The sequence below is a fragment of the Pseudomonas sp. NFACC13-1 genome, assembly GCF_900104425.1.
Taxonomy (GTDB): Bacteria; Pseudomonadota; Gammaproteobacteria; order Pseudomonadales; family Pseudomonadaceae; genus Aquipseudomonas; species Aquipseudomonas fluorescens_AA.
Window position 1 is genome coordinate 57,918 of the sequence record NZ_FMXV01000014.1, and the last position, 24,652, is coordinate 82,569.

A 24,652-nucleotide genomic window follows, 5' to 3' on the forward strand; every position below is an offset into this window, starting at 1 on the left:
CGAAGGTGAGGTTGAGCGGCGCATATTCTGCCCTGTATCGGGGCCGAGCCGTTAGCTGGGTTTTTGTTCGGCCCATTTTGGCTGTACGGACGGTTGCCATTCGTCCAGGGCATCGAGCAGGTTCTGCGCGGATTCGCTCACTTGCAGCATGTCACGATGGGGCGTGCGGACGAAGCCTTCGCCGACGATATGATCGAGAAAAGCGGTGAGCTTGCTGTAGAAACCGTTCACTTCCAGCAGCCCCAGCGGTTTGCCGTGGTAGCCGAGTTGGCCCCAGGTCCAGACTTCGAACAACTCCTCCAGCGTGCCGAGGCCGCCGGGCAGGGCGATGAAGGCATCGCTGAGTTCAGCCATGCGCGCCTTGCGAGCATGCATGCCGTCCACCACTTCCAGGCGGGTCAGGCCGCTGTGGCCGATTTCCTTGTCCTTCAGGCTTTGCGGGATGATGCCGATGACTTCGCCACCGGCCGCCAGGGCCGCGTCGGCGACGACACCCATCAGGCCGACGGCCCCGCCGCCATAGACCAGGGTCAGTTTTCGTTCCGCCAACGCCCGCCCGAGGGCCTGCGCCGCTTCACGATATGCTGGGTCGGTGCCAGTGCTGGCGCCGCAAAATACACAAACAGACGCAATGGACATGCTTTACTCCGTGGTCAGTCACCACACCAGAGTAAAGCCTGGCCTATGCTGCGCAAAGGACTTAAACCTCGCGCCGGGGTTTTTCATAGGTGCCACTGGCGCCACAGGCGTAGGCGGCGAGCAAGCTGCATAACAGGCTATTGAAGTTCATGGCGATCGCTCCAGAGGTTGATGGGCTGATCATAGGGGCGCGTCATACTTCTGGCTGGTTGATTATGTCCATCAGGCTGATAGCCTTAAGTTGTATACAATCTTTGACTCAGGTCATAGGAACTTGCCGGAAAATCAGGCAGTCTTTCTCTTTGACGGATTTTTGTTAACCATGCCTTGGAGATTCACGATGTTTGCCAAACTTGTTGCAGTATCCCTGTTGACGCTGGCCAGCAGCCAACTGATGGCAGCGGATTGCAAGACCACCATCGACTCGACCGACCAGATGTCCTTCAACACCAAGGCCATCGAGATCGACAAGAGCTGCAAGACATTCACCGTTGAGCTGACCCACTCGGGCAGCTTGCCGAAAAACGTCATGGGCCATAACTGGGTGCTGAGCAAAGAGGCCGACATGCAGCCGATCGCCACCGATGGCCTCGCTGCCGGTATCGACAAGAACTACCTCAAGGAAGGTGATGCCCGCATCATTGCCCACACCAAGATCATTGGTGCTGGCGAAAAGGACTCGGTGACCTTCGACGTCTCGAAACTTGATGCTGCCGAAAAATACGGCTTCTTCTGCTCGTTCCCGGGCCACATCTCGATGATGAAAGGCACTGTTTCGCTGAAGTAATCCTACCAGGCACAAAAAAGCGCCCGCTTCAGGGCGCTTTTTTGTGTCCGGCCAATAACCGCACCCCCTGTGGGAGCGAGCCTGCTCGCGATGACGGCAGCACATCCAACATCAATGCAAACTGACCCACCGCTATCGCGAGCAGGCTCGCTCCCACAGAGATTGCCGGTCAGGGGGCGTAGGGCATCACCCGCTTGTGCTCGGTCTTGCGATAGGTGTCGCAAATGATCCTGGCCGCCTCTTCGCGAATCGGTTGGCCGTGCAGGAACGCATCGATCTCGGCGTAAGTCACGCCGTGGGAGGCTTCATCCGGCTTGCCAGGCGACAGGTCTTCAAGATCGGCGGTGGGGACTTTTTCCACCAGCGATTCCGGGGCGCCAAAGTCACGGGCGATGGCCCGGACCTGGTTTTTCACCAGGCCGCTCAACGGCGCCAGGTCGCAGGCGCCGTCACCGAACTTGGTGAAGAACCCCATGACCGCTTCGGCCGCATGGTCAGTGCCGATCACCAGGCCCTGCTCGGCCCCGGCGATGGTGTATTGCGCCACCATGCGCATCCGCGCCTTGGTGTTGCCCAGCACGAAGTCCCGCGAGACCGCCGCCTTGCCTTCGAACGCGGCGACTTGCTCGGCCAGGGCCTTGACCGCCGGGCCGATATTGACGGTATGGCGTTCGTCGGGATCGATGAAGTCCACACAGGCCTGTGCTTCATGCTCGTCGAACTGGGTGTCGTACGGCAGGCGCACGGCGATGAACTTATAGGCCGCGTTGCCGGTTTTCTCCCGCAGTTCGCGCATGGCACGTTGGGCCAGCAGCCCGGCGGTCAACGAGTCGACGCCACCGCTGATGCCCAGCACGAGGGACTTGAGCCCGGAATTGACCAGGCAATCCTGAATAAAGCTCACTCGCCGGGCGATTTCGGCCTTGAGGTCGGCGTCATGGGCGAACGGTGGCTGGACCTTGAGCTGTTCAGCTATCTCACGCTGTACGGCTTGCATGAATTCACTCCTTGCGTATCAAAGGGCGGCAGGTACTTGGAAAACGTGTCGCATGTAGGCGACGAAATTCGGATCCTTGCAGTGGGTCTTGCCGGGCTCGTCTGAAATCTTGGCCACGGGTTGCCCGTCACAGCTGATCATTTTAAGCACGATGCTCATGGGCTCGACACCCGGAATGTCACAGGTCAGATTGGTGCCGATACCGAAGCTGACATTAATGCGACCACGCAACGCCCGAAAAATCTCCAGGCATTTGGGCAATGTCAGGCTATCGGAGAACACCAGCGTCTTGCTCATCGGGTCGATGCCGAGCTTGTGGTAGTGGGCGATGGCTTTTTCGCCCCAGATCACCGGGTCGCCGGAGTCATGGCGCAAGCCGTCGAACAGCTTGGCGAAGAACAGATCGAAATCCTTGAGGAAGGCATCCATGGTGATGCAGTCGGTCAGCGCGATCCCCAACAGGCCGCGGTATTCGCGCACCCAGCAGTCGAGGGCGGCGATCTGGCTGTCGATCAGCCGCGGGCCCAGTTGCTGGTGGGCCATTATCCACTCATGGGCCATGGTGCCCAGGGGTTTCATGTCCAGCTCCCGGGACAGGTGCACGTTACTGGTGCCGACGAAACGCCCGGGGAAATCATGCTTGAGCACGTTGACCACTTCTTCCTGGACGCGGAAGGAAAACCGCCGACGGGTGCCGAAATCCGCGACCTGCAGTTCGGACAACTCGTCGGCGCTGGCGTTGGCGCTCAGCCAGTCGAACTTGCGATACAGCTGCTCGCGGGCCTGCTCGAGGACGATTTCACGGTAGCGATAGCGATTGCGCACTTCGCTGACAATGGCCAGCAGCGGTACTTCGAACAGAATCACGTGCAACCAGGGGCCGCGCAGGCGGATGAACAGCTCGCCGTTGTCGATGCCGGTGTGGACGTAGCGCAGGTTGAAGCGAAACAGTCCCAGGAACCGCAGGAAGTCCGGCTTGAGAAAGCTGATACGTTCCAGGAAACCCAACTGGTCGGCGCTCAGGCTCAGCTCCGCCAGGCGCTCGATCTGGAAGCGGATCTCCGCCAGGTACGGACGCAGGTCTTCGCTGTTGCGGCAACGAAACTCCCACTCGACTTCGACGTTGGGGTAGTTGTGCAGCACCGCCTGCATCATCGTCAGTTTGTAGAAGTCGGTGTCGAGCAGGTTCTGCACGATACGATCGGCAAATACGCTCTCGCTCATAGGGTTCTCCAGACAGGCCGCTGCGGCGGGTTGGGATGAGGGGTTAGTGGCGCATAACCTGGGTGGGTATTGCCAGTGATTTTTGGTCACCGACTCTTCTCTGGCAAAGGTCTCTCTACTGTGGCGAGGGGATTTATCCCCGCTGGGTGCGTAGCGCCCCATCAATTGTTGGGCCTGCTGCGCAGTCCAGCGGGGATAAATCCCCTCGCCACAGGGGGAAAGCCAATGGCTATTGCGGCGTACCCGGACTATCGAGCTGTTCCAGCATCCACTCCACGAAAAGCCGCACCTTGGGCACCTCCGCCGAATGTTCCGGGTAGGCCAAGTAATAAGCATCGGTGCTTGGCATCGCATGCTGCCAGGGAATGATCAGTTTGCCATCGGCCAGTTCTTCTTCCACCAGAAACCGCGGCAGCAGGGCGACGCCGCAGCCGACCTGGGCGGCCCGGATGCACATGTAGAAGGTTTCGAAGCGTGGCCCGTGGTAGCTGTGTTCGGTGTGGTAGCCCTGGCTGTCGAACCAGTCGTGCCAGGCCTGGGGGCGCGAGGCGTTTTGCAGCAGCACCAGCTCGGCCAGTTGGGTCGGGTCGGTGAAGGCCTGGTCAGGCAGGCTGCCGGGCGCGCAGACCGGCACCAGCTCTTCGTCGAACAGTCTCCGGGACTCGGTGCCAGGGCGCGAACCCTGGCCGAAGTAGAACGCCAGGTCGCTGCGCCCCTGCTGCAAATCGTCGGCTTCCTGCTCGCTGCACAGGTCCAGATGAATTTTTGGATGACGCAACCGCCAACCCTTCAGGCGCGGGACCAGCCAGCGGGCACCGAAGGTCGGAGGCGTGGAAACACGCAGCACTTCGGTATCGCCGCCGTAGGAGCGCAGGTAGTGGGTGGACATCTCCACCTGGGTAAGGATTTTTCGTACTTCCCCCAAGTACAACTCACCGGCCGGTGTCAGTTGCAAGCGGCGACGCACACGCCGAAACAGCAGGTGCTGCAACAGTTCCTCGAGCTGGGCGACCTGTTTGCTGACGGCGCTCTGGGTCAGATGGAGTTCTTCGGCGGCACGGGTAAAGCTCAGGTGGCGAGTCACGGCTTCGAAGCACTGGAGTGCGGTGATCGACGGTAAATAGCGCTTGTTGAGCATGACGAGGGCCTTTTTTCTTGTTGCTCTATAAATCGAGTCAGGGGCAGCATGAATAAACGGAATGATATCTCGCTTAATGGTCGTTTGTTGGCAAGACTCGGGCCAGCTAAAACTAGAGGCCTGAGCGTACGGTGATGGTCCGTCCGCCAATCTTTTATCGCTCGTTTAGAGGAGTTACCCCATGGTTGCTGCATTGCTTGATCGTCTGGGCGTCAATCCGGCCTTGTACCAGGGCGGCGCACAGCCGGTGCATTCGCCTATCGATGGCAGCCGCATCGGCGCCGTGAACTGGGAAGGCGCCGCTGAAGTCGAGCAGCAGGTCAGCCGTGCCGAACACGCCTTCGACCTGTGGCGCCAGGTGCCGGCCCCGCGTCGCGGCGAGCTGGTGCGTCAATTCGGCGACCTGTTGCGTGAGTACAAGGCCGACCTCGGCGAGCTGGTGTCATGGGAAGCCGGCAAGATCACCCAGGAAGGCCTGGGTGAAGTACAGGAGATGATCGACATCTGCGACTTCGCCGTCGGCCTGTCCCGCCAGCTGTACGGCCTGACCATCGCCTCCGAGCGTCCGGGCCACCACATGCGTGAATCCTGGCACCCGCTGGGTGTGGTCGGGGTGATCAGTGCCTTCAACTTCCCTGTCGCGGTCTGGGCCTGGAACACCACGCTGGCCCTGGTCTGCGGCAACTCGGTGATCTGGAAACCCTCGGAAAAGACCCCGCTCACCGCCCTGGCGTGCCAGGCGCTGTTCGAGCGGGTGCTGAAGAACTTCAGCGACGCACCACCGTACCTGAGCCAGGTGATCATTGGCGGTCGCGATGCCGGTGAGGCCCTGGTGGATGACCCGCGCGTGGCCTTGATCAGCGCCACCGGCAGCACCCGCATGGGCCGAGAAGTGGCGCCGAAAGTCGCCGCGCGTTTCGCCCGCAGCATCCTCGAACTGGGCGGTAACAACGCCATGATCCTGGCGCCGAGCGCCGACCTGGACATGGCCGTGCGCGCCATCCTGTTCAGCGCCGTCGGCACCGCCGGCCAGCGTTGCACCACCCTGCGCCGGCTGATCGCCCACGAATCGGTGAAGGAAGAGATCGTCACCCGCCTCAAGGCCGCCTACTCGAAAGTGCGCATCGGTCATCCGCTGGAAGGCAACCTCGTCGGGCCACTGATCGACAAGCACAGCTTCGACGGCATGCAGGACGCGCTGGAGCAGGCCCTGAGCGAAGGCGGGCGCGTGTTTGGTGGCAAGCGCCAGCTCGAAGACCAGTTCCCGAATGCCTACTACGTCTCGCCGGCCATCGTCGAGATGCCCGAACAGAGTGATGTGGTGCGCCACGAAACCTTCGCACCGATCCTGTACGTGGTCGGCTACAAGGACTTCGCCGAAGCCCTGCACCTGAACAATGCCGTGCCCCAGGGCCTGTCGTCCTGCATCTTCACCACCGACGTGCGTGAAGCCGAGCAGTTCATGTCGGCCGTGGGCAGCGACTGCGGCATCGCCAACGTCAACATCGGCCCGAGTGGCGCGGAAATCGGCGGCGCATTCGGTGGCGAAAAAGAAACCGGCGGCGGTCGCGAATCCGGCTCCGATGCGTGGCGCGGCTACATGCGCCGCCAGACCAACACCGTGAACTACTCGCTGGAGTTGCCGTTGGCCCAGGGGATTACCTTCGACTGAAGTCCGGTCAACGAAAATCCCTGTGGGAGCGAGCCTGCTCGCGATGGCGTCGGTCCGGTTGGCAACTATGTTGATGGGTACTGCGCCATCGCGAGCAGGCTCGCTCCCACAATTGAATCATGTGTTTGTTGGGTTTCTGTCTGGAGTCTGGCAATGCCGTTACGCGAAGAATGTCTGTGGGAAAAACTGACGCCGCAAAGGCCTGAAAATACTCCGCTCACCGGCGAGGTCACGGTGGATGTCTGCGTGATAGGTGCCGGCTTCACCGGGCTGTCGGCGGCGGTGCACTTGCTCGAACAAGGCAAGCGCGTGGCTGTGCTGGAAGCCCATCGGGCCGGGCATGGCGGATCGGGGCGCAACGTTGGCCTGGTGAACGCCGGGCTGTGGATCCCGCCGGATGACATCGAGGCCGGATTCGGCGAGGCAGTGGGCAGCCAGCTCAACCGCATGTTGGGAGCCGCGCCGGCCCTGGTGTTCAGCCTCATCGATAAATACAACATCGATTGCCAGTTGCGCCGCGAAGGCACCTTGCACATGGCCCATAACGCCCGGGGCGAAGCCGACCTGCGCAGTCGCGAAGCTCAATGGAAGCGCCGTGGCGCCCCGGTGGAATTGCTCACCGGCCAGGCCTGTGCCGAGGCGACAGGCACCTCGAAAATCGCCGCGGCCTTGCTCGACCGCCGCGCCGGCACGCTCAATCCGATGGCCTACACCAGCGGGCTGGCCAAGGCCGCCACGGACCTTGGTGGCCAGTTGTTCGACCATTCGCCGGTGACGCGCCTGGAACGTCAAGGCCAGCGCTGGTCGGTGCAGACCGCCCAGGGTTCGGTGCTGGCCGAGCAGGTGGTGATTGCCTCCAATGCCTATACCGAGGGTGATTGGACCGAACTGCGGCGCAATTTCTTCCCGGGTTATTACTATCAGGTCGCTTCCGTCCCGCTGACCGACGAAGCCGCCCAACGCATTCTGCCGGGCGGGCAGGGCTCGTGGGATACCCGCCAGGTGCTGAGCAGCATCCGGCGGGACAAGGACGGTCGTTTGCTGCTGGGCAGCCTGGGCAACGGCAACCGCAAGCCGACCTGGTTCCTCAAGGCCTGGGCCGACCGGGTGCAGCAGCACTATTTTCCTTATCTCAAGCCGGTGGAGTGGGAGTGCACCTGGACCGGTTGCATCGCCTTCACCCCCGATCACTTGATGCGCCTGTTCGAACCCGCTCCCGGGCTGGTGGCCGTAACCGGCTACAACGGCCGGGGCGTAACCACCGGTACGGTGGTCGGCAAGGCGTTCGCCGATTACCTGTGTCACGGCAATACCCAGGCCCTGCCTATCCCTTTCGCCCCCATGCAGCCGCTGGCCGGGGTGGGATTGCGCAGTTGCCTGTATGAGGCGGGCTTTTCGCTGTATCACGCGGGCCAGTGCCTGCGGATCGTCATTTGAGTGACGAAAATTGTTGCTGGACGCCGCGTTTTCCGGCGTAGCGTCTAGCCTGTTATGGTGCGGGTTGTAGCAGTCGCGCACCGACAGTGTGCAGTTCGGTGACGTGGGTTGTTACACAGTGGTTGCACGCCGTTTCGCGCGATGGTTGCAATGATGGCTCATGAAGGGTTTTACCCGTTTGGACAAAAGGTTGCACCTTGTGCGGTTTAGACGGTTGCACGCCCCATGAAAAAGGGCCCGAAACAGTCGAAATAACAATAAAGCAGCGACTTTTTTCAGAATAAAAAACCGATGGCACGGCCCTTGCTCTGAGCTTTTCAGTGAAATGAAGTCGCAGTGCCAACTAAAAAAAACCTTGGAGCACCACCTCATGTCCCAGACGTTTTACAAGAAAGGTTTCCTGGCCCTCGCAGTGGCAGCTGCGCTGGGTGTTTCTGCGTTTGCCCAGGCTGACGTGAAATTCGGTGTGGCGGGGCCGATGACTGGCGCCAACGCCGCATTCGGCGAGCAGTACATGAAGGGTGCCCAGGCGGCAGCCGATGTCATCAACAAGGCCGGTGGCGTCAACGGCGAGAAAATTGTCCTGGTGGCCGGCGACGACGCCTGCGAGCCCAAGCAGGCCGTGGCCGTGGCCAACCGCCTGGTGGAGCAGGACAAGGTGATCGGCGTGGTCGGGCACTTCTGCTCGTCCAATACCATCCCGGCCTCCGAGGTCTATGACGAAGCCGGCATCATTGCCATCACCCCCGGTTCGACCAACCCGAAAGTCACCGAGCGTGGCCTGAGCGCGATGTTCCGCATGTGCGGTCGTGATGACCAGCAAGGCATCGTGGCGGGCGACTACATCGTCGACGTGCTCAAGGGCAAGAAAGTCGCGGTACTGCACGACAAGGACACCTACGGCCAGGGCCTGGCGGATGCAACCATGGCCCAGCTCGAGAAGCGTGGTGTCAAGCCAGTGCTGTACGAGGGGTTGACCCGCGGCGAAAAAGACTTCAGCGCCGTGGTGACCAAGATCCGTTCGACGGGCGCCGACGTGGTCTATTTCGGTGGCCTGCACCCGGAAGCCGGCCCGCTGGTTCGCCAGTTGCGTGAGCAAGGCCTCAAGGACGTGAAATTCATGTCCGACGACGGCATCGTCACCGACGAACTGGTCACCACCGCCGGTGGTGCGCAGTATGTCGACGGCGTGTACATGACCTTCGGCGCCGATCCGCGCCTGCTGCCAGACAGCAAGGCCGTGGTTGACGAGTTCCGCAAGAACGGCACCGAGCCGGAAGGCTACACCCTGTACGCCTACGCTTCGGTCCAGGCCCTGGCCGCCGCCTTCAATGGCGCCAAGTCCAACAAAGGCGATGACGCGGCCAAGTGGCTCAAGGCCAACCCCGTCCAGACCGTGATGGGCAAGAAGGAATGGGATACCAAGGGCGACTTGAAAGTCTCCGACTACGTGGTCTATCAGTGGGACAAGGACGGCAAATACCACCAGTTGGAAAAACAGAAGTAAGGGCTGACGCGACCGTCAACGACGCCTCCTTTGGGGGCCGGGCAAACCCCGGTTTCCAAAGGGCGCGTGCCGGTCGTGCCTGACATTGCTCCGACGTTAATCTGTATTTTCCTTAGAAGAACCGCGCACCCGAAGGTGTGCAGGTTCTCACTGCGTGAGATTGCGTTATGGATGGTATTTTCCTGCAGCAACTGATCAATGGCCTGACCCTAGGGTCGGTCTATGGTCTGATCGCCATCGGCTACACAATGGTCTACGGCATCATCGGCATGATCAACTTCGCCCACGGCGAGGTTTACATGATTTCCGCTTACCTCGCGGCAATCAGTCTGGCTCTGCTGGCTTACTTCGGTATCGAATCCTTTCCGCTCATGATCCTTGGCACGCTCGTGTTCACGGTGGTGGTCACCGGGGTCTACGGCTGGGTCATCGAACGCGTCGCCTATAAACCCCTGCGCAACTCGACCCGGCTGGCACCGCTGATCAGTGCCATCGGTATTTCGCTGATCCTGCAGAACTACGCACAGATCAGCCAGGGTGCCCGTCAACAGGGTGTCCCGACGCTGCTCGAAGGTGCCATGCGCCTCGACATCGGCAGCGGTTTCGTCCAGCTCACTTACACCAAGATCTTCATCCTGATCGCCGCATTCGCCGGCATGGCGTTGCTGACCTACATCATCAAGTACACCAAGCTCGGACGCATGTGCCGCGCCACCCAGCAAGACCGCAAGATGGCCTCGATCCTGGGGATCAACACCGACCGGGTGATTTCCTACGTATTCATCATCGGTGCGGCCATGGCGGCCCTGGCCGGCGTGCTGATCACCATGAACTACGGCACATTCGATTTCTATGCCGGCTTCATCATCGGCATCAAGGCGTTCACCGCGGCGGTACTCGGCGGCATCGGTTCCCTGCCTGGGGCCATGCTCGGCGGGATCATCCTCGGGATTTCCGAGTCGCTGTTCTCCGGTCTGATCAACTCCGACTACAAAGACGTGTTCAGTTTCTCGCTGCTGGTGCTGATTCTGATTTTCCGTCCCCAAGGCCTGTTGGGTCGCCCACTCGTGGCGAAGGTATAAGTATGTCTGCTGCCAATAAACCGCTTGATATCAAACAGAGCGTCATCGACGCGATCCTGGCTGGCCTGATCTCGCTGATCGTGTTCGGGCCCATTGTCGGCGTGGTGCTCGACGGCTACAGCTTCAACCTGCAACCGGCCCGCGTCGGCTGGCTGGTGGCGATCGTGATGGTCGGGCGCTTTGTCTTGAGCCTGTTCCTGCAAACCCCCAAGGGACTGAAGATTCTCCAGGGTTTCGAAAGCACCGGCTCCGGCGTGCACGTGCTGCCACCGGATTACAAATCGCGGCTGCGCTGGGTCATCCCGGCACTGATCGTGATTGCCATCGTGTTTCCGTTCTTCGCCAACAAGTACGTGCTCACGGTGGTCATTCTCGGGCTGATCTATGTTCTGTTGGGCCTTGGCCTGAACATCGTGGTCGGCCTGGCGGGGCTGCTCGACCTGGGTTACGTGGCGTTCTACGCCATCGGCGCCTATGGCCTGGCGCTGGGCTACCAATACCTGGGGCTGGGCTTCTGGACGGTGCTGCCGCTGGCGGCCATCGCGGCGGCGATGGCAGGGTGCATATTGGGATTCCCGGTGTTGCGAATGCACGGTGACTACCTGGCCATCGTGACCCTGGGCTTTGGCGAGATCATTCGCCTGGTGCTGAACAACTGGCTGTCGTTCACCGGCGGGCCGAATGGCATGCAGGTGCCGTGGCCGACCTTCATGGGATTGGAGTTCCGCAAGCAGGCGAGGGACGGTGGGATTCCGTTCCACGAGTTCTTCGGCATCGATTACAACCCCAACTACAAGTTTCTGTTTATCTACATCGTGTTGTTCCTCACGGTACTGCTGGTGCTTTACATCAAGCATCGCCTGACGCGCATGCCGGTAGGCCGCGCATGGGAAGCCCTGCGTGAGGACGAGATCGCTTGCCGTTCGATGGGCTTGAACCACGTGCTGGTCAAGCTTTCAGCGTTCACCATCGGTGCGTCCACCGCTGGCCTGGCCGGTGTGTTCTTCGCCAGCTACCAGGGCTTCGTCAACCCGGCGTCGTTCACTTTCTTCGAGTCGGCGCTGATTCTGGCAATCGTGGTGTTGGGCGGCATGGGCTCGACGGTGGGCGTGGTGATCGCCGCATTCGTACTGACCATTACACCGGAATTGCTGCGCAGCTTTACTGAATACCGGGTGCTGATGTTCGGCGTGTTGATGGTGTTGATGATGATCTGGCGTCCTCGTGGGCTGATTCGGATCAGCCGTACCGGTGTGGCACCGCGTAAAGGAGTAGCGCCATGAGCGACGTCGTACTCAGCGTCGAAAACCTGATGATGCAGTTCGGTGGCATCAAGGCCCTCAGCGATGTCAGCCTGCAGGTCAAGCGCAACTCGATTTTCGCCCTGATCGGCCCCAACGGCGCGGGCAAGACCACGGTGTTCAACTGCCTGACCGGTTTCTACAAGGCCTCCGGCGGCAAGATCGAACTCAATGTGCGCGGTGAGCGGACCAACGTGATCAAGCTGTTGGGCGAGCCGTTTCGCCCGACTGATTTCGTGTCGCCGAAAGCCTTCGCCAGCCGGCTGTTCTACAAGATGTTCGGCGGCACGCACCTGGTGAACCGCGCCGGCCTGGCGCGGACGTTCCAGAACATACGCCTGTTCAAGGAAATGTCGGTGCTGGAAAACCTGCTGGTGGCCCAGCACATGTGGGTCAACCGTAACCTGCTGTCGGGGATCCTCAACACCAAGAGCTACCGCAAGGCCGAAAGCGACGCCCTGGACCATGCGTTCTATTGGCTGGAAGTGGTGGACCTGGTGGATTGCGCCAACCGTCTGGCGGGCGAGCTTTCCTACGGTCAGCAGCGGCGCCTGGAAATCGCCCGGGCCATGTGTACGCGCCCGCAGATCATCTGCCTCGACGAACCGGCCGCCGGCCTCAACCCTCAGGAAACCGAAGCGCTGAGCGCGATGATCCGGCTGCTGCGCGACGAGCATGATCTGACCGTGGTGCTGATCGAACACGACATGGGCATGGTAATGAGCATTTCCGATCACATCGTGGTGCTGGACCACGGCAACGTGATCGCCGAGGGCGGTCCCGAGGCGATTCGCAACGATCCGAAGGTGATCGCGGCCTACCTGGGTGCCGACGAAGAGGAACTGGTATGAGTGGACCTATCCTCGAACTCAAGGAGTTGGACGTGTTCTACGGGCCGATCCAGGCCCTGAAAAAGGTCTCGATGCACATTGGCGAAGGTGAAACCGTGAGCCTGATCGGCTCCAACGGTGCCGGCAAGTCCACGTTGCTGATGTCCATCTTCGGCCAGCCCCGTGCGGCGGGCGGGCAGATCATCTACCAGGGCGTGGACATCACCCACAAGTCGTCGCACTACATTGCCTCCAACGGCATCGCGCAGTCACCGGAAGGGCGACGGGTATTCCCGGACATGACCGTCGAGGAAAACCTGCTGATGGGCACCATTCCCATCGGTGACAAATACGCCAGCGAAGATATGCAGCGCATGTTCGAGCTGTTTCCGCGGCTCAAGGAGCGCCGCAACCAGCGGGCCATGACCATGTCCGGTGGCGAGCAGCAAATGCTCGCCATCGCCCGGGCATTGATGAGCCGGCCCAAGTTGTTGCTGCTCGATGAGCCGAGCCTGGGGCTGGCGCCGATCGTGGTGAAACAGATCTTCGCCACCCTGCGTGAACTGGCGTCCACCGGGATGACCATCTTCCTGGTGGAACAGAACGCCAACCACGCCTTGAGGTTGTCGGACCGGGCCTATGTGATGGTCAACGGAGAAATCCGCCTGACTGGCACCGGCAAGGAACTGCTCGCCAACGAGGAAGTGCGCAACGCGTACCTGGGCGGGCATTGAGGCGGCTGCTGTAATGAAAAAACCGGCGAGAGATCGCCGGTTTTTTTATCCCTTCAAACCACCACCCACCCTTGCTCGCGATGGCGGCGGGTCAGCCGACATCAATGTTGATTGAACCAAAGCTATCGCGAGCGAGCTCGCTCCCACAGGGCTTTGTATGTTTTTCACAATTGTGGACAACAATCCTGAGCCCCTGCGAAACCGCGACATAAAGTCGCCGCAAACAGTTGTTTTGTCACGGTTTTGACTTGTCCCCGTTTGCTGTGGAACTGGCTGTGGGTAACGTGGGAGTAGCTGGCTGCAAGCCTTTGAATACGTGGCTTGCAGGGCTATGATCATTTTTTGATCAGGCGTTTTTGGTCAGCCGGGAGCGGCTGTTGTCAACACTTTTATGAGCGCGGGAATGGACTGGAAAGAGTGTGGGCAAGCCTGTGGATAAGTCTGTGACTAAACTCTGGAAAGACCGCGCTGAGGGCCGTAGTTACTGGCTTGGAGCCATCGCCTATTTTGCGCTGGCTTATAGCAGATAACTTGCGCTGCACAACCTCTCTTGCAGGGTCAAGCGAAAAAATTTTCCAAATACCCCGAAAAGCCTTATGCACAGCGGCCTGCGGGATTTTCACTTGCCCCCGATTACTGTGGACGTGCCTGTGGATAAGGTGCGAGCAACCGGCTGCGGGCCTTGTTGGGAAAGGCCTGGCGTGGATTGGTTGTTTTATGAGCAGCCGTGGGCCAAAAGCTCATGCGCAAGCCTTGCCCCTGGCGTGCCAGGCCGGGCATGCTGTGGGCCGATTTCCATTCAATGGCTTTTGAAGTTCAAACAAGGAGAACACGATGTCTGACACCCTGTTTATCACCGGCGCGACGTCCGGTTTTGGTGAAGCCTGTGCCCGTCGGTTTGCCGAGGCCGGTTGGAAACTGGTGCTGACCGGTCGTCGTGAAGAACGCCTCAATGCCCTGTGTGCCGAGTTGTCGAAGCAGACCGAAGTCCATGGCCTGGTCCTGGATGTGCGTGATCGCAAGGCCATGGAGGAGGCCATCGCCAACCTGCCGCCATCCTTCGCCAAGCTGCGCGGGCTGATCAACAATGCCGGCCTGGCCCTGGGCGTCGACCCGGCCCCCAAGTGCGACCTCGATGACTGGGACACCATGGTCGACACCAACGTCAAAGGGCTGATCTACAGCACGCGCCTGCTGTTGCCGCGGCTGATCGCCCACGGCCGTGGCGCCGGGATCGTCAACCTGGGCTCCATCGCCGGCAACTACCCGTATCCGGGCAGCCACGTGTATGGCGCGAGCAAGGCGTTCGTCAAACAGTTCTCCCTGAACCTGCGTTGCGACCTGCTAGGCACGGGCGTGCGGGTGAGCAACATCGAGCCGGGCCTGTGCGAGAGCGAGTTCTCCCTGGTGCGCTTCGGTGGCGACCAGGAGCGCTACAACGCGACTTATGCCGGCGCCGAGCCGATCCAGCCACAGGACATCGCCGATACGATTTTCTGGGTGCTCAACACACCGGCGCACATCAACATCAACAGCCTGGAGCTGATGCCGGTGAGCCAGACCTGGGCCGGGTTTGCCATCGAGCGCAACAAGGCGTAGCGGGAGAGCCTGTGGTGAGGGGATTTATCCCCGTTGGGAGCGTAGCTCCCCTAAGACCTGAGCCCATGATTTATCTTTTTAGGGCTGCTGCGCAGCCCAGCGGGGATAAATCCCCTCGCCACAGAGGCGTTACACCAAGTAATCGGCCAGCCCGCGATAGCAGGTCAGCAGGTGATACGGCGTGGTGGACGGCATGTCCCGACGGCTGACCATGCCATCGGCGTCCAGGCATTCGTTCCAGCCCCTGGCATGGAGGAAATGCTCCTGCAAGGCCTGCAATTGACGCAGTAACACTCCCTGGTTGCCAGGGCGTAATGTCAGTGCCCGCAGGTACTCGGCCTGAGCCCAGATGCGTTGGGTGGCATCGCGCGGGCTTGCTTGTGGTTCCTGGTCCAGCATCGCGCACACGGCGCCGGATTCCGGATCGACGCCGCGTTGTTCGGTATGGTCGAAGCTGCGCTCCAGGGCGGTGTGCAGCTTGCCGTTGCGCAACAGCGGCGATGAGGCCAGCAAGTAATACCATTCGAACTGGTGCCCCGGCTCGAACCAGTTATCCACAGCCTTGAGCGGTTTTTCCATCATGACCCGTTGCTGCGGCTCGATGAAATGCTTGGCTATCCCGTCGCACAAGCTCAGCAATGCTTGGCGGACGTTGGCATCCTCGCGGACCGAGAGCGTGGCGAGGAAAGCTTCGGCCAGGTGCATCAAGGGGTTTTGCAGAGGGCCGGAGCCGGTCGTTGACCAATCGCGCTTGAGGCTGGCTTCGTAGAGACCTTCCGCGCTGGCAAAGCGCTGGGCGATGACCTCCAGGCTGGCGTTGAGTACCGATTCCACCAGCGGCTCGCGGACCTTGTCCCAGTAATGGGCGCAGGCGAACAGGATAAAGGCGTGGGTGTAGAGGTCTTTGCCGGTGTCCAGCGGCGCGCCTTGGGGGTCGATGCTGTAGAACCAGCCGCCGTGTTCGGCATCGTGGAAATGCCGTTGCAACGAGCGGAACAGGGCACCGGCCCGCTCCTCGGCCTGGGGGACTTCGCCAATCAGGCTGGCGAACACATACAACTGTCGCGCACAGGCCATGGCGCGGTAGCGCTGGGGCGGCAGCGGCGCATGTCCGGCATCCAGGGATTCATAGGGCAGCGCCAGTTCGGCGTTCCAACCCGGGCCTTGCCACATTGGCACGATCACGTCGTGAAAATGCTGACGCACTGTTGCGAACAGGGCGATCAATTCAGGCTGGGGGGCGGGGCGGGAAGCATCAGGCATCGGCGGAGGTCGTCACGGCTGGGGGCGATTGCGCGACATGGTAGCAGAGTGACCGACTCCAGAGAGATGGCGCTTGCAAGTCCGTCATCGCGAGCAAGCTCGCTCCCACAGGGGCTGGTACACACCGATCCCGAACAGACTGTGGGAGCGAGCTTGCTCGCGATGGCGGCCAGGCAGGCGCTAAAGATTCAGCTGGCCAACAACCACACCCCAGCTCCCGCCGAAGCCGCCCCGGCCAACCTGACCAACGGGGCCGCCGCTTGCGGCAACACCCGCACCAGCGCAAAACCTGCGCCATGCAGCGCCGCCGTGGCCGCGACGAAGCCTGCCGCGTAGGCCCACGGGCTCGACATGTCCGGCAGTTCCAAGCCATGGGCCACGCCATGGAACAGTGCAAACAGGGCGGTTGCACCGACCGCCAGGCTCAACGGCGGACGCACCGCCAGTGCCACCGCCAGGCCCAGGGCGAGCACCGAGGCGGCGATCCCGCTTTCCAGCGCCGGCAGGTCCAGGCCTTCAAAGCCCAGCAGGCCGCCAAGCAGCATCGTACCGACGAAGGTGCACGGCAGTGCCCAGCGCGCGGCGCCTTGTTGTTGCGCAGCCCACAAACCCACCGCCAGCATCGCCAGCAAGTGGTCGAGCCCGCCGATGGGGTGGCCGAGGCCGGCGATCAGGCCATTGTCGCCGTGGCCGGGATGGGCGAAGGCCAGGGCCGGGGTCAGCAGCAGGGCGAGGGCGCCGAGAATGCGTTTGAACGTCATGGGTAAGCTTCCTTGTTGTCAGTCGAAAAATCAGGCGGCGCTCAGCAAACCCTGGCGCTCGATGAAGGCGATGATGTCGTCCAGGCCTTGGCCGGTCTTCTGGTTGCTGAACACGAAAGGCTTGCCGTTGCGCATCCGCCGGGTGTCGCTGTCCATCATCTCCAGGGATGCGCCCACCAGCGGGGCCAGGTCGATTTTGTTGATGACCAGCAGGTCGGATTTGCAGATGCCCGGCCCGCCCTTGCGTGGCAGCTTGTCGCCGGCCGAGACGTCGATCACATAGATCGTCAGGTCCGACAGCTCGGGGCTGAAGGTCGCCGACAGGTTGTCGCCGCCCGATTCCACCAGGATCAGGTCCAGGCCCGGGAAGCGCCGGTTCAACTGGTCCACCGCTTCAAGGTTGATCGACGCATCTTCGCGAATCGCCGTGTGCGGGCAGCCGCCGGTTTCCACGCCGATGATCCGCTCCGGCGCCAGGGCTTCGTTGCGCACCAGGAAGTCGGCGTCTTCGCGGGTGTAGATGTCATTGGTGACCACCGCCAGGTTGTAGCGTTCACGTAGAGCCAGGCACAGGGCCAGGGTCAGGGCGGTCTTGCCGGAGCCCACCGGGCCGCCGATACCGACGCGCAGAGGTTGTGTATTCATGTGTGTCTCCTAGGAACGGAACAGGCGGCTGTACTGGCGCTCATGGGCCATGCACGCCAGGGACAGGCCAAACGCGGCGCTGCCGTAATGATCGGGGTCGATGTTCGAGGCGTCGTGCTGGGCCTGTTGCAACAGCGGCAGCAGTTCGCTGGTCAGGCGCTGGGCCGCTTGCTGGCCCAGGGGCAGGGTTTTCATCAGCACCGCCAGTTGGTTCTCCAGCCAACTCCACAGCCAGGCGGCGAGGGCGTCCTGGGGGGCTATCTGCCAGGCGCGGGCGGCCAGGGCCCAGCCCAGCGCCAGGTGCGGCTCGCTGCGCTGTTCGAGAAAGCCTCGCGCGGCGTGGTCGAGTTCCGGCAGGCCTGCGAGTAATTGCTGCAGCGAGTAGCCCATCTGCCGGCTCTCCTGATACAGCTCGCGGGTTTCCCGGCTGGCGCGGTGCTCTTCGCAACGTCGCAGCAGCGCGTCCCAGTCGTCAGCGGCGGCTGCGGTGCAGTGCGCCAGCAGCAAGGGCGCTTCGAAGCGTGCCAGGTTCAGCAGCAATTGATCGCTGATCCAGCGCCGCGCGTCGTCGGGGTTTTTCACCTGGCCGTTGTCCACCGCCATCTCCAGCCCCTGGGAATAGCTGTAGCCGCCAATCGGCAGCTGCGGGCTGGCCAGACGCAGCAGCGCCCAGGCCGGGTTCATGTGCGCACGCCAAACTGATGCAGGCGCGGCGCGTAGTTGAAGTCTTCGTCGCCGTGCCGGGAATGATGATGGCCGCCGCCATAGGCACCGTGTTCTGGCTGGAACGGGGCTTCGATGGATTCGACACTGGCGCCCAGTTGCTCGAGCATCGCCTTGAGCACATAGTCGTCCAGCAGGCGCAGCCAGCCATCGCCCACTTGCAGGGCCACGTGGCGATTGCCCAGGTGATAGGCGGCGCGGGTCAGTTCGAAGGCGTTGGCGCAGGTGACGTGCAGCAATTGTTCGGCGCGGGCGCGGACGCGCACGATGCGCCCGTCTTCGGCCTGCAGGCATTCGCCGTCGTACAGCGGCGGCTGGCCTCGTTCCAGGAACAACCCCACGTCTTCACCTTCGGCACTGAAACAGCGCAGGCGGCTTTTGCTGCGGGCGTCGAAGGTCAGCTGCAGCTCGGCGTCCCAGCGCGGTTGAGTGTCGATTCTGCGGTGGATCACCAGCATCGGAGTGCTTCCAGCAATGAACGGTGTTGTGTTTAGAGCAAGGGGCTTGCCAATCGAAGAAGGTGTAGGAAATAGCTGGGATGGCGTTTCAGGATGGGGCGGATTGCGTGCCATATTGGTGCGCGCTTGGATATCGCGCACCATTTTGCGGCGAATGCAAAAAGAACCTGTGGGAGCGAGCTTGCTCGCGATTGCGGTCTGTCAGTGGCATCAATGCTGACTGACCCAACGCTATCGCGAGCAAGCTCGCTCCCACAGTGGGTACATGCGGGGTCTATTCGGTACTGCCCAACCCTTGCCAATGCTTGAGGCCAATGAAGATGAACCGCAGTTGCTGGGTAATCTTCGCCTGGGGCGTGAGGTGTTCGGGGAGGGCTTGGGCCGGTGGGTCGATGATGTCCGGCAGGGTGGCGAACACGCTCTTGACGATGAGGTCGGCCATCACGCCCAGGGCGGCCAGGTCCAGGTGCTGCAACTTGGGCATCAAGGCCAGGTCGGCGGCCAGGTCCGAGCTGATGCCTTCGCGCAATTGGGCGATGGCCTGGCGCACCGGCAGGGAGCCGCCGTATTGCTCGCGGGCCAGGAACAGGAATTGGGATCGGTTGGCTTGCACCACATCGAGAAAGATCCGCACCGACGCATCGATAATGCCGCCCATGACGAACTCGTTGTGGCGTACCAGGCGGATGGTCTCGCGGAAGGTCTGGCCGACTTCGCTGACCAACGCCAGGCCCAGTTGGTCCATGTCCTCGAAGTGCCGGTAGAACCCGGTGGGCACGATGCCTGCCGTCCGGGCGACTTCCCGCAGGCTCAGGCTACCGAAGCCCCGGCCGCACTCCATCAAATGACGGGCTGCGTCCATCAGGGCAATTCGGGTCTGTTGTTTCTGTTCGGCGCGGGGCAGCATCGCAGGGCTGGCTTCTGGTCACGGAAGCGATGCACTCTAGCAAATCGGCTTTGTCGACGTCGAACGGTAGAGAGGGATCGGGCGGGGAAAACGAGGGGGTTGAAAAGTCAAAAGCCCGATTGCAGGAATCGGGCTTTTTTCTGGGCCACCATGGGCTCAGCTCACTGCACTGTTGCGTTCGATCACGCGGTCACCACCGTCAGCTGCCAAGGCTTCGCCCAGTGGAGTGCGGTCGGAACCGTCGGCTGCGAGGGTCTGGCCTTGTGGAGTGCGATCGGAACCGTCAGCTGCGAGGGTCTGGCCTTGTGGGGTGCGGTCGGAACCGTCGGCTGCGAGGGTCTGGCCTTGTGGGGTGCGGTCGGAACCGTCAGCTGCCAGGGTCTGGCCTTGTGGGGTGCGGTCGGAACCGTCAGCTGCGAGGGTCTGGCCTTGTGGGGTGCGGTCGGAACCGTCAGCTGCGAGGGTCTGGCCTTGTGGGGTGCGGTCGGAACCGTCAGCTGCCAGGGTCTGGCCTTGTGGGGTGCGATCGGAACCACCTTCAACCAGACCTTTTTCTTCCAGCCTGTCACGTCCACCTTCAGCGACGGTCTGGCTGTAGACAGAATGGCTGTCCTTGACCTGTGGCGTGGCTTGTTCGGAGGCTGGCAGCGCGAAGGCGGTAGAGGCCAGCAGTGAAAGCGAAAGACTCATCAGTAATTGGCGTTTCATGATCGTTGCTCCTTGGGAGGGCGATAAAGTGGGTACGAGGGCAATGCTACTCTCGATAAGTCGATATAAAAGTTCATAAAGACAATGGTAATAATCAACGGAATTGATTGTTCCGGGCGGAGGCTCTAGACCGGGCGTTTCCGGGGTGCGGTTTTGCACTGTGATGGGTATTTTGTACCCATTTGTGACTCGTAAATGTGCGGGTGCGGTAACAGTTTGTTGGCTGATCGGTCAGGATCCCGGCATTTTTTTGTGCCGTTCATCGGCACCTGTTGGTCGGTTTATCAGTCCAATCTTTCATGACGAACCCACTGCGGGTTCGTATTTTCAACAGCGCCGTGGTTGCGGACGCTGACTTGTCATCAGGAGCCTTGTGCATGACGCGCACTTCGAAAATCCTCGCCTGGAGCTTTGCCAGCCTTGTTGTCCTGCTGGCGGTGCTGGTCCTGGTCATCGCGTTCTTCGACTGGAACCGCATCAAGCCCCCGCTCAATGCGAAGGTTTCCGAGGAGTTGCATCGCCCCTTCGCCATTAACGGCAACCTGGCAGTGGTCTGGCAGCGCGAACTGGGGGAAGGTGGCTGGCGCGCCTGGTTGCCGTGGCCCCATGTGGTGGCCGAAGACTTGAGCCTGGGTAACCCGGACTGGTCGAAAACCCCGCAAATGGTCACGCTCAAGCGTGTCGAGCTACGCGTTTCGCCCTTGGCCTTGCTGGCCCGGCGAGTGGCGATTCCGCGCATCGACCTGACGGAGCCCGATGCCAACCTGCAACGCCTGGCGGACGGTCGCGCCAACTGGACCTTCCAGTTCGACCCGAAGGACCCGGACGCCGAACCGTCCAGCTGGGTGGTGGACATTGGTGCCATCGGCTTCGACAAGGGCCACGTCACTCTGGACGACCAGACGCTCAAGACCCGGCTCGACCTGTTGATCGATCCGTTGGGCAAACCCATTCCGTTCAGCGACATCGTGGGCGACAAGGCCGCCAAAAAAGCCCAGGACCAAGGCGCGACGCCGCAGGACTATGCGTTCGCCTTCAAGGTCAACGGGCAGTATCACGGGCAAAACCTGACCGGCTCCGGCAAGGTCGGTGGCTTGCTGGCGTTGCAGGATGCGTCACGACCCTTTCCGCTCCAGGCCCAGGCGAAGATCGGCGACACTCGCATCGAACTGGCTGGCACCCTCACCGACCCGCTGAACCTCGGGGCCTTGGACTTGCGCCTGAAGCTGGCCGGCAAAAGCCTCGCTCATCTCTACCCACTGACCGGCGTGACCTTGCCGGATTCGCCGCCTTACGCCACCGATGGCCGCCTGATTGCCAAGCTGCATGAGCCGGGTGGGGCGCTGTTCCGCTACGAGGCGTTCAACGGCAAGATCGGCGACAGCGATATCCATGGCGACCTGGCCTATGTCGCCAGCCAGCCGCGGCCGAAACTCAGTGGTGCGCTGGTCTCCAATCAGCTGCTGTTCAGCGACCTGGCGCCGCTGATCGGTGCGGACTCCAATGCCGAGCAAAAGGCCCGGGGCGGCGCCAGCAAACAGCCGACCGACAAGGTCTTGCCCGTCGAAGAGTTTCGCACCGAGCGCTGGAGCGTGATGGACGCCGATGTGGAGTTCACGGGCAAACGCATCGTTCACAGCGAACAATTGCCGTTCAACGACCTTTATACCCACCTGGTGCTCAATGATGGGCAGTTGAGCCTGGAACCCCTGCGCTTCGGCGTGGCCGGTGGCCGCCTCGATGCGCAGATCCGCCTCAACGGGCACACCCAGCCCCTTGAAGGCCAGGCGAAGCTGACGGCGCGGGGGTTCAAGCTCAAGCAGCTGTTCCCGGGGTTTGAACCGATGAAAACCAGTTTCGGCGAATTGAACGGCGACGCCGATATCGCTGGGCGCGGCAATTCGGTGGCGGCACTGCTGGGCACGGCCAATGGCACGCTGAAAATGCTCATCAACGATGGCGCCATCAGTCGGGAATTGATGGAGTTGGCGGGACTGAACGTCGGTAACTACGTGGTGGGAAAAATCTTTGGCGACAAAGAGGTGAAGATCAATTGTGCGGCGGCGGACTTCGATATCAAGACGGGTCTGGCGACCACGCGGCTGTTCGTGTTCGACACGGAGAACGCGATCATCTACATCGACGGCACGGCGAACATGGCGAGCGAACAACTGGACCTGACCATCACTCCCGAGTCCAAGGGCTGGCGTCTGATTTCCCTGCGCTCGCCGTTGTACGTGCGCGGCCCGTTCGCCAAGCCCGCCGCCGGCGTCAAGGCCGTGCCCCTGATGCTGCGCGGTGCCGGGATGGTGGCGTTGGGCGTGATCGCCGCGCCGGCGGCCGGGTTGCTGGCGCTGGTGGCGCCCAGTGGGGGTGAGCCAAACCAGTGCGCGCCGCTGCTGGAGCAGATGAAGGCGGGCAAGGCGCCGGTGACGGTCAAGCCTACCCGGTAGCCCGGTTGTGCGGTGAGGTGGCTGGCCTCATCGCGAGCAAGCTCGCTCCCACAGGGGGCCGCATTCCGTCTGAAGGAATGCGGTCAAAATGTGGGAGCGAGCTTGCTCGCGATTGGGGCTGAAGATTGTTACAGATCGGCCAGGATGTCGGCCATGTCATCGGCATGCTCTTCTTCCTGGGCCAGGATGTCTTCGAAGATGCGCCGGGTGGTCGGGTCTTTTTCGCCGATGTACTGGATGATTTCCCGGTAGCTGTCGATGGCGATCCGTTCGGCCACCAGGTCCTCGTACACCATTTCCTTGAGGGTGTTGCCCGCGACGTACTGGGCGTGGGAATTACGGGTCAACAGGTCGGGGTTGAACTCCGGCTCGCCGCCCAACTGCACGATGCGTTCGGCGAGTTTGTCGGCGTGTTCGGCTTCCTGGTTCGCGTGCTCGAGGAACTCACTGGCCGCCACGCTGGCCTTGAGGCCGGTGGCCATGAAGTAGTGACGCTTGTAGCGCAGCACGCAGACCAGTTCGGTGGCCAGCGCTTCGTTGAGCAGGCGGATGACTTCCTGCCGGTCGGCGCCATAGCCTTCGGTCACTGCGCCGTTCTGCACGTTCTGCCGTGCACGTTCGCGCAGGGTGGTTACATCGGATAAGTGCATGTCGCTCATCTCGTTCTCCTGGGGGCTGATCCGGTTGGAGCGTCACGCTCTGCTGGCGCGATCACTTCTTAGGTGGAGTGAGGAACGAGGCAAAAAGTTTAATGAAATGTGTCAATGCAATTCCCATGGGCAGGCGCAGCCTTCGGCAGTTCCTACGCCTGCGACATCGCAAGCACTGGAGGAAATCCGGACAGCCGCGCTTCCTCTCCCAGCCACTGGAAAAATGCCCGCACCGGCGGATGGCGTTCACGGCCCGGGACGCACAGGGCGCTGTAGCCGGCGCCATCGATCTGGACGTCCGGGCGATAGCCCACCAGCAAGCCGCTGGCGATGCTTTCCGACGCCAGGATATTGCTCGCCAGCACCAGGCCTTGCCCGGCAATCGCCGCTTGCAAGGCGTAATGCTCTTCGTCGTACTCGCGCATGCACGGCTGTCGGGTGAGCCAGGTTTCCCCGGCCTGGGCGCACCAGGCATCCCAACCATGGGCGTACAGTTTGGCGTTGTGCCAGCGCACGCTGATCAGCGTCGGCGGCTGCCGGGCTGCCAGGGCCACTTGTTCAGGCGAGCCGTAGACCCCGAAGCTTTCATCGAGCAGGCACATGCCGTACAGGTTCGGATAGGCCTCCAGGCTGTAGCGCACCACCAGGTCGACGCTGGCGTCCTGGTGCAGGTCGATCACTTCGCAATGGGTGTCCAGGCGCACCTTGATGTTCGGGTGGCGCGCATAAAAGCGCCCCAGGCGAGGCACCAGCCACAGGGCGGCAAACGCAGCGGTGGTGGACAGGGTCAGGTGGGTGCTGCTGCGTTGCGGGCGCAGGGTGTCGACGCTTTGCGCCACCTCCAGCAAGGCCCCGTGCAGGCTGTGGAACAAGCGTTGCCCACCTTCGGTGAGGCGTACCTGGCGTGGCAGGCGGTCGAACAGCATCAGCCCCAGCCAGTTCTCCAGCGCTCGAATCTGGTGGGAGACTGCCGTCGGCGTTACCGATAACTCCGCCGCGGCCGCCTTGAAACTGAGCAGCCGTGCGGCGGACTCGAAGGCGCGCAATGCGTTGAGCGGCAGGTTGGCGAACATTTGAATTCTCCTGGCGTGCAATGGATGAAATTAACTCATCCAGATGAACTAACGCTCATTTGTC

23 protein-coding genes are annotated in these 24,652 nt (G+C 61.7%); 10 read left to right on the forward strand and 13 right to left on the reverse strand.

From position 1 onward, the window contains the following. Positions 1 to 51: 51 nt before the first annotated feature. Positions 52 to 639: an LOG family protein gene (locus tag BLQ55_RS17920; protein ID WP_092205323.1), complete on the reverse strand. Its 588-nt coding sequence runs from the start codon at positions 637 to 639 to the stop codon at positions 52 to 54. 340 nt (positions 640 to 979) lie between these two features. On the opposite strand from BLQ55_RS17920, the gene azu reads away from it, so the two are divergent. After that, entirely contained in the window at positions 980 to 1,426 is a 447-nt protein-coding gene (azu, locus tag BLQ55_RS17925; protein ID WP_092255582.1) for an azurin, read from the forward strand. Between the two features lie 169 nt (positions 1,427 to 1,595). On the opposite strand, the gene nadE is transcribed toward azu, so the two are convergent. The 3 genes from nadE to BLQ55_RS17945 all read right to left on the reverse strand — a co-directional run bounded on the left by nadE (position 1,596) and on the right by BLQ55_RS17945 (position 4,785). Next, positions 1,596 to 2,423 (reverse strand): ammonia-dependent NAD(+) synthetase, encoded by an 828-nt coding sequence (nadE, locus tag BLQ55_RS17935; protein ID WP_092255588.1) that lies wholly within the window; start codon positions 2,421 to 2,423, stop codon positions 1,596 to 1,598. A gap of 18 nt (positions 2,424 to 2,441) precedes the next feature. Next, the gene (gene pncB / locus BLQ55_RS17940) at positions 2,442 to 3,647 is read right to left on the reverse strand and encodes a nicotinate phosphoribosyltransferase (protein WP_092175865.1); all 1,206 of its coding nucleotides are present in this window, start codon (positions 3,645 to 3,647) and stop codon (positions 2,442 to 2,444) included. A 229-nt stretch (positions 3,648 to 3,876) separates the two neighbouring features. Beyond that, positions 3,877 to 4,785, reverse strand: a complete 909-nt coding sequence (locus BLQ55_RS17945; RefSeq protein ID WP_092255591.1) for a LysR family transcriptional regulator — start codon at positions 4,783 to 4,785, stop codon at positions 3,877 to 3,879. A 181-nt stretch (positions 4,786 to 4,966) separates the two neighbouring features. On the opposite strand from BLQ55_RS17945, the gene BLQ55_RS17950 reads away from it, so the two are divergent. The 8 genes from BLQ55_RS17950 (at position 4,967) to BLQ55_RS17990 (ending at position 14,947) form a co-directional block, all read left to right on the forward strand. Continuing rightward, a complete protein-coding gene (locus BLQ55_RS17950; protein ID WP_092205328.1) occupies positions 4,967 to 6,457 on the forward strand; it encodes an L-piperidine-6-carboxylate dehydrogenase in 1,491 nt (496 codons plus the stop codon). Positions 6,458 to 6,610: 153 nt separating this feature from the next. Further along, positions 6,611 to 7,894 (forward strand): L-pipecolate oxidase, encoded by a 1,284-nt coding sequence (locus BLQ55_RS17955; protein ID WP_092255594.1) that lies wholly within the window; start codon positions 6,611 to 6,613, stop codon positions 7,892 to 7,894. Between the two features lie 370 nt (positions 7,895 to 8,264). Then, positions 8,265 to 9,401 carry a branched-chain amino acid ABC transporter substrate-binding protein gene (locus BLQ55_RS17960; protein ID WP_092205330.1) on the forward strand — a complete coding sequence of 379 codons (1,137 nt, stop codon included), beginning with the start codon at positions 8,265 to 8,267 and terminating at the stop codon, positions 9,399 to 9,401. 167 nt (positions 9,402 to 9,568) lie between these two features. Next, positions 9,569 to 10,483 (forward strand): ABC transporter permease subunit, encoded by a 915-nt coding sequence (locus BLQ55_RS17965; RefSeq protein ID WP_072412007.1) that lies wholly within the window; start codon positions 9,569 to 9,571, stop codon positions 10,481 to 10,483. Positions 10,484 to 10,485: 2 nt separating this feature from the next. Continuing rightward, entirely contained in the window at positions 10,486 to 11,766 is a 1,281-nt protein-coding gene (gene livM / locus BLQ55_RS17970) for a high-affinity branched-chain amino acid ABC transporter permease LivM (protein ID WP_092255597.1), read from the forward strand. After that, positions 11,763 to 12,635, forward strand: a complete 873-nt coding sequence (locus BLQ55_RS17975) for an ABC transporter ATP-binding protein (RefSeq protein WP_092255600.1) — start codon at positions 11,763 to 11,765, stop codon at positions 12,633 to 12,635. The genes livM and BLQ55_RS17975 overlap by 4 nt, the downstream gene beginning before the upstream one ends. Then, complete coding sequence (locus tag BLQ55_RS17980) at positions 12,632 to 13,348, forward strand: ABC transporter ATP-binding protein (protein ID WP_018606262.1); 717 nt, start codon at positions 12,632 to 12,634, stop codon at positions 13,346 to 13,348. Before BLQ55_RS17975 ends, BLQ55_RS17980 begins: the two co-directional genes overlap by 4 nt. An 834-nt stretch (positions 13,349 to 14,182) precedes the next feature. After that, entirely contained in the window at positions 14,183 to 14,947 is a 765-nt protein-coding gene (locus BLQ55_RS17990) for an SDR family oxidoreductase (RefSeq protein ID WP_092255603.1), read from the forward strand. Between the two features lie 129 nt (positions 14,948 to 15,076). Here the strand turns inward: BLQ55_RS17990 and BLQ55_RS17995 are convergent, their stop codons facing one another. From BLQ55_RS17995 to BLQ55_RS18025, 7 genes are all read right to left on the reverse strand, one after another. Next, on the reverse strand, positions 15,077 to 16,210 hold the full coding sequence (locus BLQ55_RS17995) for an AGE family epimerase/isomerase (protein WP_092255607.1): 1,134 nt from the start codon (positions 16,208 to 16,210) through the stop codon (positions 15,077 to 15,079). A 188-nt stretch (positions 16,211 to 16,398) separates the two neighbouring features. Then, entirely contained in the window at positions 16,399 to 16,971 is a 573-nt protein-coding gene (locus BLQ55_RS18000; protein WP_060739394.1) for a HupE/UreJ family protein, read from the reverse strand. A gap of 30 nt (positions 16,972 to 17,001) precedes the next feature. Then, positions 17,002 to 17,616 carry an urease accessory protein UreG gene (ureG, locus tag BLQ55_RS18005; RefSeq protein WP_060739393.1) on the reverse strand — a complete coding sequence of 205 codons (615 nt, stop codon included), beginning with the start codon at positions 17,614 to 17,616 and terminating at the stop codon, positions 17,002 to 17,004. A gap of 9 nt (positions 17,617 to 17,625) precedes the next feature. Beyond that, entirely contained in the window at positions 17,626 to 18,300 is a 675-nt protein-coding gene (locus BLQ55_RS18010) for an urease accessory protein UreF (protein WP_092205335.1), read from the reverse strand. Further along, positions 18,297 to 18,797, reverse strand: a complete 501-nt coding sequence (ureE, locus tag BLQ55_RS18015; protein ID WP_092205336.1) for an urease accessory protein UreE — start codon at positions 18,795 to 18,797, stop codon at positions 18,297 to 18,299. The genes BLQ55_RS18010 and ureE overlap by 4 nt, the downstream gene beginning before the upstream one ends. A 274-nt stretch (positions 18,798 to 19,071) precedes the next feature. Next, positions 19,072 to 19,704: a TetR family transcriptional regulator gene (locus BLQ55_RS18020; protein WP_060739390.1), complete on the reverse strand. Its 633-nt coding sequence runs from the start codon at positions 19,702 to 19,704 to the stop codon at positions 19,072 to 19,074. Positions 19,705 to 19,860: 156 nt separating this feature from the next. Beyond that, entirely contained in the window at positions 19,861 to 20,412 is a 552-nt protein-coding gene (locus BLQ55_RS18025) for a hypothetical protein (RefSeq protein WP_092255610.1), read from the reverse strand. Between the two features lie 377 nt (positions 20,413 to 20,789). On the opposite strand from BLQ55_RS18025, the gene BLQ55_RS18030 reads away from it, so the two are divergent. Further along, a complete protein-coding gene (locus BLQ55_RS18030; RefSeq protein ID WP_092255613.1) occupies positions 20,790 to 22,865 on the forward strand; it encodes an AsmA family protein in 2,076 nt (691 codons plus the stop codon). Positions 22,866 to 22,993: 128 nt separating this feature from the next. On the opposite strand, the gene BLQ55_RS18035 is transcribed toward BLQ55_RS18030, so the two are convergent. Both BLQ55_RS18035 and BLQ55_RS18040 read right to left on the reverse strand, forming a co-directional pair. Beyond that, the gene (locus BLQ55_RS18035) at positions 22,994 to 23,524 is read right to left on the reverse strand and encodes a ferritin-like domain-containing protein (protein ID WP_092171445.1); all 531 of its coding nucleotides are present in this window, start codon (positions 23,522 to 23,524) and stop codon (positions 22,994 to 22,996) included. 143 nt (positions 23,525 to 23,667) lie between these two features. Beyond that, positions 23,668 to 24,588, reverse strand: a complete 921-nt coding sequence (locus tag BLQ55_RS18040) for a LysR substrate-binding domain-containing protein (RefSeq protein ID WP_092255616.1) — start codon at positions 24,586 to 24,588, stop codon at positions 23,668 to 23,670. Positions 24,589 to 24,652 lie beyond the last annotated feature (64 nt).

Excerpts from the sequence above, each read along its gene's own strand:
- BLQ55_RS18010 (WP_092205335.1), bottom strand. The coding sequence starts at position 18,300 with ATGAACCCGGCCTGGGCGCTGCTGCGTCTGGCCAGCCCGCAGCTGCCG.
- BLQ55_RS17950 (WP_092205328.1), top strand. The coding sequence starts at position 4,967 with ATGGTTGCTGCATTGCTTGATCGTCTGGGCGTCAATCCGGCCTTGTAC.
- BLQ55_RS18025 (WP_092255610.1), bottom strand. The coding sequence starts at position 20,412 with ATGAAACGCCAATTACTGATGAGTCTTTCGCTTTCACTGCTGGCCTCT.
- BLQ55_RS17960 (WP_092205330.1), top strand. The coding sequence starts at position 8,265 with ATGTCCCAGACGTTTTACAAGAAAGGTTTCCTGGCCCTCGCAGTGGCA.
- BLQ55_RS17975 (WP_092255600.1), top strand. The coding sequence starts at position 11,763 with ATGAGCGACGTCGTACTCAGCGTCGAAAACCTGATGATGCAGTTCGGT.
- BLQ55_RS18035 (WP_092171445.1), bottom strand. The coding sequence starts at position 23,524 with ATGAGCGACATGCACTTATCCGATGTAACCACCCTGCGCGAACGTGCA.
- livM (WP_092255597.1), top strand. The coding sequence starts at position 10,486 with ATGTCTGCTGCCAATAAACCGCTTGATATCAAACAGAGCGTCATCGAC.
- BLQ55_RS18020 (WP_060739390.1), bottom strand. The coding sequence starts at position 19,704 with ATGCTGCCCCGCGCCGAACAGAAACAACAGACCCGAATTGCCCTGATG.
- BLQ55_RS18000 (WP_060739394.1), bottom strand. The coding sequence starts at position 16,971 with ATGACGTTCAAACGCATTCTCGGCGCCCTCGCCCTGCTGCTGACCCCG.
- BLQ55_RS18040 (WP_092255616.1), bottom strand. The coding sequence starts at position 24,588 with ATGTTCGCCAACCTGCCGCTCAACGCATTGCGCGCCTTCGAGTCCGCC.
- ureE (WP_092205336.1), bottom strand. The coding sequence starts at position 18,797 with ATGCTGGTGATCCACCGCAGAATCGACACTCAACCGCGCTGGGACGCC.
- nadE (WP_092255588.1), bottom strand. The coding sequence starts at position 2,423 with ATGCAAGCCGTACAGCGTGAGATAGCTGAACAGCTCAAGGTCCAGCCA.
- BLQ55_RS18030 (WP_092255613.1), top strand. The coding sequence starts at position 20,790 with ATGACGCGCACTTCGAAAATCCTCGCCTGGAGCTTTGCCAGCCTTGTT.
- ureG (WP_060739393.1), bottom strand. The coding sequence starts at position 17,616 with ATGAATACACAACCTCTGCGCGTCGGTATCGGCGGCCCGGTGGGCTCC.
- BLQ55_RS17945 (WP_092255591.1), bottom strand. The coding sequence starts at position 4,785 with ATGCTCAACAAGCGCTATTTACCGTCGATCACCGCACTCCAGTGCTTC.
- BLQ55_RS17920 (WP_092205323.1), bottom strand. The coding sequence starts at position 639 with ATGTCCATTGCGTCTGTTTGTGTATTTTGCGGCGCCAGCACTGGCACC.
- BLQ55_RS17955 (WP_092255594.1), top strand. The coding sequence starts at position 6,611 with ATGCCGTTACGCGAAGAATGTCTGTGGGAAAAACTGACGCCGCAAAGG.
- azu (WP_092255582.1), top strand. The coding sequence starts at position 980 with ATGTTTGCCAAACTTGTTGCAGTATCCCTGTTGACGCTGGCCAGCAGC.
- BLQ55_RS17965 (WP_072412007.1), top strand. The coding sequence starts at position 9,569 with ATGGATGGTATTTTCCTGCAGCAACTGATCAATGGCCTGACCCTAGGG.
- BLQ55_RS17980 (WP_018606262.1), top strand. The coding sequence starts at position 12,632 with ATGAGTGGACCTATCCTCGAACTCAAGGAGTTGGACGTGTTCTACGGG.
- BLQ55_RS17990 (WP_092255603.1), top strand. The coding sequence starts at position 14,183 with ATGTCTGACACCCTGTTTATCACCGGCGCGACGTCCGGTTTTGGTGAA.
- pncB (WP_092175865.1), bottom strand. The coding sequence starts at position 3,647 with ATGAGCGAGAGCGTATTTGCCGATCGTATCGTGCAGAACCTGCTCGAC.
- BLQ55_RS17995 (WP_092255607.1), bottom strand. The coding sequence starts at position 16,210 with ATGCCTGATGCTTCCCGCCCCGCCCCCCAGCCTGAATTGATCGCCCTG.